Genomic DNA, 3,726 nt, shown 5'->3' on the forward strand with positions numbered 1-3,726 from the left:
CCGCACCCTGGAGCGACGGCCGGAGGCCGTATCGGGGGCATCGGCCTCGCGCGGGAAGCCGGCTCGGCCCCGCGCGAGGGCTTCGTCAGCCCCGGGTCAGGTGGCGGCCGATCACGAGCCGCTGGATCTGGTTGGTGCCCTCGACGATCTGCAGCACCTTCGCCTCGCGCATGAACCGCTCGGCCGGGAAGTCCTGCGTGTAGCCGTAGCCGCCGAGCACCTGGACGGCGTCCGTGGTCACCCGCATCACGGTGTCGGTGCAGAACAGCTTGGCCATCGCCGCCTGCTTGGAGAACGGGCGGCCCGCGTCGCGCAGCCGCGCGGCGGACAGGTACAGCGCCCGGCCGGCCTCGATCTGGGTGGCCATGTCGGCGAGCATGAACGACAGGCCCTGGAACTCGGCGATCGGACGGCCGAACTGCTTGCGGGTGCCGGCGTACTCGACCGCGAGGTCCAGCGCGGCCTGGGCGACGCCGATCGCGCACGCGGCGATGCCGAGGCGGCCGGAGTCGAGGGCGGCGAGGGCGATCTGGAAGCCCTGCCCCTCCTCGCCGACGAGGCGCTCGCGCGGGACGCGGGCGCCGTCGAAGTGCACCTGCGCCGTCGGCGAGGAGCGCATGCCCATCTTGTGCTCCGGCGCGGCGAACGACAGGCCGGGCTGGTCGCCGGGGACGAGCAGGCAGCTGATGCCCTTCGGGCCGTCCACGCCGGTGCGCACCAGGGAGCTGTAGAAGTCCGCCTGCCCGCCGTGGGTGATCCACGCCTTCGTGCCGTTGACGACGTACTCGTCGCCGTCCAGCTCGGCGCGGGTGCGCAGCGCGGCGGCGTCCGAGCCGGACTGCGGCTCGGAGAGGCAGTAGGCGCCGAGCTGCTCGCCGGAGAGCATGCCGGGCAGCCAGGCGGCGCGCTGCTCCTCGGTGCCGAAGGTGGCCAGCGCGTGGCAGGAGAGCGTGTGCACGCTCACGCCGAGGCCGACGGCCAGCCAGCCGGCCGACAGCTCCTCCAGGACCTGGAGGTAGACCTCGTAGGGCTGCTCGCCGCCGCCGTACTTCTCGTCGTAGGGCAGCGAGAGGATGCCGGCCTCGCCGAGCGTGCGGAAGACGTCGCGCGGGAAGCGGTCGGCGGCCTCGTCCTGCGACGCACGCGGCTTGAGCTCGCGCTGGACCAGCTCCCGGGTGAGGTTGAGCAGCTCGCGGGCCTCCTCGGTGGGCAGCTGGCGGTCCACGGGCTTCGCGGGGGAGGTGGTCATGGCGGCGGTCGCCTCCTCGATCGGGCGCCGGGATCCTGGTTCGGCAGGTCCGGCGCGGGTGTGGCAGGTCGGCCCGACCGGCACCGGGTTGCGGTGAACGGCCGTTCACAGGCGTGGCGAAGTGAGTATGCCCGAAAGCCGCACCGACGTCACGACCTGCCCATATGAACTGTCCGGAGTGGCCGGGTACGGCACCGTAGGGTTGACGATGTGGCTGCTTCCGATACCCCAAACCCCCGTGATGGCTTGATCACGCCGTCCGAACCGGGCGCGCCGCGTACTCCGCGCGCCCCGGGCGCTCCGGGTGCGCCGGGCGCTTTGGGTGCCATGGGTGCGCCGGGCGCTCTGGGTGCTCCGGGTGCCCTGGGCGCCCTCGCCGCGGAGCTTCGCGCGCTGCCGCCGTCCTGCGGCCCGGTGCGGCTGGTCGCCGTGGACGGGCACGCGGGCTCGGGCAAGACGACGTTCGCCGGGCGGCTGGCCGGGGCGCTGGGCGGCGTGCCGGTGGTCCACCTCGACGACCTCGCCACCCACGCCGAGCCGTTCGGCTGGGCCGGGCGGCTGCACGACCAGGTGCTGGAACCGCTGGCGGCGGGGCGGGACGCCGCGTACGACGTGTACGACTGGACGCTGCGGCGGTTCGCGGCCACCGCAGCGGTGCCGGTGGCGCCGGTGGTGCTGGTGGAGGGCGTCGGGGCCGGGCGGCGCGAGGTGCGGCCGTGGCTCGCGCGGCTGATCTGGATGGACCTGGACGCCGCCACCGCCCGGCGCCGGGGCGAGGAACGGGACGGGCCGGAACTGGCCGAATTCTGGGTGGGCTGGGCGCGCGCCGAATCGGCGCATTTCGCCGCCGACCCGAGCCGCCCGCACGCCGGGACGCGCGTCGACGGAGTGACCGGACGGATCTCGCCGGGCACCGTCGGTGAACCTTCAACAAGCCCTTGACCTGCACAGTCACCGCGTCCTAAGTTCTCCCCAGGCGCCGGAACGAAAGCTTCCGGCCACCGCGGACCCGGCATCCCCGGCTTGTTCCCCCGTGAGCCGGGGGTGCCGTCCGCGCCCGTCGCGAAATGCGCTCCCCCATCGGCCGACGTGCCCAACAACCGCGCGCACGATCGCATTTGAACCGGTGCGGCACCCTTCCGGATCAGCGCGGCCCCGGTACGATTTGCACCAGGCGCATCTGCGCCCCGGGGGCTTGCGATCTCCGGCCGGCTCCGCGCACGCGGCCCGCGGGCCGAGCCCCCGGGCCACACCGCGGGGGGCGTGAGTGACGACGGTGGACAGTTCCGACAGCAACGCGGGCGGCCCGGACCGGCTCGCCGACCGGGCCTGGCTGCGCGCCATGGACGCCTACACGGCGGGCGCCTACGCCCGCGCCGAGGAGGAGTTCCGCGCGGCCGTCCGGCTCGACCCTGGCATGGCCGACGCGTGGCTCGGCCTGCACGCCCTGCGCAGCGACACCTCGGCCGCCCTGCTCGCCATGTACCGCCACCAGAAGCGCTTCGGCGAGCAGCGCCGCCGCCACCGCCGGCCGCTCAGTTCCTGGTACTGGCTGGGCTGGTGGGTGCAGCCGGTACTGGAGGACGCCCGCGACCTCGCGCTGGCGCACGCCTCGCACTGGCTGGACGGCCGACACCTGGCCGAGCTCGACCGCGCGCTGGAGCAGTGCCCGGCGCCCAGCGAGGACCCGTCCGCCCAGTTCCTCTACGCCTGCCGGTCCTACCTGCTCAAGGACTGGGAGCAGCTGATCCGCGACACCGACCGGCTGCTCGACGACGCGATGCTCGGCATCGAGGCCGGGCTGTTCGCCGGCATGGCGCGGGTCCGGCTGGACATGTGCGCCCAGGCGCAGGCCCCGCTGGCGGCCTCGCTGGCCCGCTGCCGCTCCGAGCAGCCGCAGCGCAAGGAGCTGCGGTACTGGCTGGGGCGGGCGTACGAGGGGGCCGGGCGCAGCGCGGCGGCGCTGCCGCTGTACCGGGCGGTGCACCGGGCCGATCCGGCGTTCATGGACACCGCGGCCCGGCTGGCCGCGATTTCGGCGGAGGACGCGCTCGCGGACGGCCTGCTGGAGGGCGGGCGCTCGGGCGGGGTGGAGGAGGCGTACCCGGACGAGGTGTCGCCGGAGGAGATCGCTCCGGAGGGGCTCCTGCCGGGCCTGCAGTCGCCGGGGGCGTTCGCGCCCAACGGGCTTTCGTCGAACGGGCGTTCGGCGAACGGGGTTTCGGCGAGCGGGATTTCTCCCGGCGGGCTGTCGCCGGACGGCCTCTCGGACGGGCTTGCGTCGGACGACTATTCGCCCGACGGCCTTTCTCCCGACGGACTCTCGCCCGACGGCTTGGCTCCCGACGGACTCTCGCCCGACGACATCGAGTACCAGGACGCGTACGGCCAGGCGCCCGAGTACCCGAACGGCGTCGGGTACGGCGAGGAGGCGGCGCCGACGGACGCCCCGCCGAAGGCCGCCGGTGAGCGCTCGG

The 3,726-nt window shown here is 74.6% G+C and carries 2 protein-coding genes and 1 pseudogene; 2 read left to right on the top strand and 1 reads right to left on the bottom strand.

Annotated elements, in window-relative coordinates; genetic code table 11:
• Positions 1 to 85: 85 nt before the first annotated feature.
• The gene (locus AB0O00_RS32400) at positions 86 to 1,249 is read right to left on the bottom strand and encodes an acyl-CoA dehydrogenase family protein (protein WP_363657879.1); all 1,164 of its coding nucleotides are present in this window, start codon (positions 1,247 to 1,249) and stop codon (positions 86 to 88) included.
• A 327-nt stretch (positions 1,250 to 1,576) separates the two neighbouring features.
• Between AB0O00_RS32400 and AB0O00_RS32405 the strand changes: the two genes are divergently transcribed.
• Positions 1,577 to 2,191, top strand: a complete 615-nt coding sequence (locus tag AB0O00_RS32405; RefSeq protein WP_363657881.1) for a hypothetical protein — start codon at positions 1,577 to 1,579, stop codon at positions 2,189 to 2,191.
• Between the two features lie 400 nt (positions 2,192 to 2,591).
• Positions 2,592 to 3,726, top strand: a pseudogene (locus AB0O00_RS32410) (hypothetical protein); the annotation flags it as partial.

It is taken from the genome of Kitasatospora sp. NPDC093558 (genome assembly GCF_040683475.1).
GTDB lineage: Bacteria > Actinomycetota > Actinomycetes > Streptomycetales > Streptomycetaceae > Kitasatospora.